The sequence below is a fragment of the Pseudomonas sp. UMAB-08 genome, from assembly GCF_900095225.1.
GTDB lineage: Bacteria > Pseudomonadota > Gammaproteobacteria > Pseudomonadales > Pseudomonadaceae > Aquipseudomonas.
In genome coordinates this window covers 1-1,279 of the sequence record NZ_LT607452.1, presented here as the reverse complement: position 1 = coordinate 1,279, position 1,279 = coordinate 1, and the positions used below count along the sequence as shown (strand labels likewise).

General features: G+C 57.6%; 2 protein-coding genes. Both read right to left on the bottom strand.

The features are described from left to right. Positions 1 to 43: 43 nt before the first annotated feature. On the bottom strand, positions 44 to 556 hold the full coding sequence (locus K0F75_RS25370) for an HD domain-containing protein (protein ID WP_219064700.1): 513 nt from the start codon (positions 554 to 556) through the stop codon (positions 44 to 46). 85 nt (positions 557 to 641) lie between these two features. Beyond that, a complete protein-coding gene (locus K0F75_RS25365; RefSeq protein WP_219064699.1) occupies positions 642 to 1,124 on the bottom strand; it encodes a class I SAM-dependent methyltransferase in 483 nt (160 codons plus the stop codon). Positions 1,125 to 1,279 lie beyond the last annotated feature (155 nt).

Genomic DNA, 1,279 nt, shown 5'->3' with positions numbered 1-1,279 from the left:
CGCGTACTGCTCCATGCCGCGCGTGGCGGCAGAAGGTGGTGGATTAGGCGGGGTAGGCCAGTTGATAGGCCATTTGATACAGGGCCGGATCGCCAGCCTTAAGCACATTGAGCAGCAGACGCTTTTCGGCCAGATACGTAACAGCGAACACCGGATCGCGCGCGACTATGCTCCGGGTGTTGCTGATCAGGTCGGCCAGCTTGATGGTCTGGGCGTTTGGGCAAGCCAAGGCTGTATGCTCAAGATCGATCGCTTTACGCGCCGCCCGGTTGCCATCCTCTGGTCGCGATACGTCGGTCAGCTGCTCGACGTACCCTGCGACAACCGATCCGAACTGTTGAGCAATAATTGACAGTTCGACTTGGGTGTCCTCGACGACATCGTGCAGGTGAGCTGCGATCAGCATTTCTTCCGTGCAGTCAGCGGCATGCGCCTGGATCAGTTCTGCAACTTCTATCGGGTGATGATGGTAATCCTCACCGGTATATTTTCGCTTCTGGCCGACGGCGCAATGCGCTGCGATGCAGAACGCTTGGGCTCGCATTAAATCTGACATGCAGAACTCCTCGCCCGCCATTCACCGGCAGGCTGGTAGTTGAATTGGGGGTTTCCTGCGAGCGAAGGGGGGGTGCTCGCAGGTATTACTTGGCGGCGCGCTTCATGAACGTGAACCAGTGTGTCTTTTCACGCTTTCCAGATTTGTGGCCAAACAGCGGTTTCTGATCGGTAAGCGCGAGCAATTCGCTGACTAGCACCTGGGTCTCGTTCCATTTGAAGATCAGGATTCCTTCCGGCTCGAGGACGCGGAAGCATTCAGCGAAGCCTTGGCGGAGATCCTCGCGCCAATCACTGGTAAGCATTCCGTATTTGGCGCGCATCCAGCTGTCGACACCCGCCCGGGTCAGGTGTGGCGGATCGAACACCACCATGCGGAAGGTGTCGGCTTCGAACGGCAGCGAACGGAAGTCCATGATGACGTTCGGCTCGACCTTCAATACCCGACCATCACAAAGCACATGCTTCTCGTCTCGGATGTCGCCGAACAGGGCGCGCTGGTCATCCTTATCGAACCAGAACATGCGGCTTCCGCAGCAGGGGTCCAGAATCTTGGCGGCGGCGCTCATCACCACGATCCCGTGCAGATGTGCCAGGCCATGTAGGCGATGGAGGTCATGGGGTCACCCCTGAGGCTTCTGGAATATCCTCGAACTTGTAAGTCTTGATTACGCGCTCTTCGACGCCGGAGACCTTGATGAATTTGGCCTCATCTACCCATGGG

Bases quoted from the DNA above. Each gene is read 5' to 3' on its own strand.
- K0F75_RS25370 (WP_219064700.1), bottom strand. From the start codon at position 556: ATGTCAGATTTAATGCGAGCCCAAGCGTTCTGCATCGCAGCGCATTGC.
- K0F75_RS25365 (WP_219064699.1), bottom strand. From the start codon at position 1,124: ATGAGCGCCGCCGCCAAGATTCTGGACCCCTGCTGCGGAAGCCGCATG.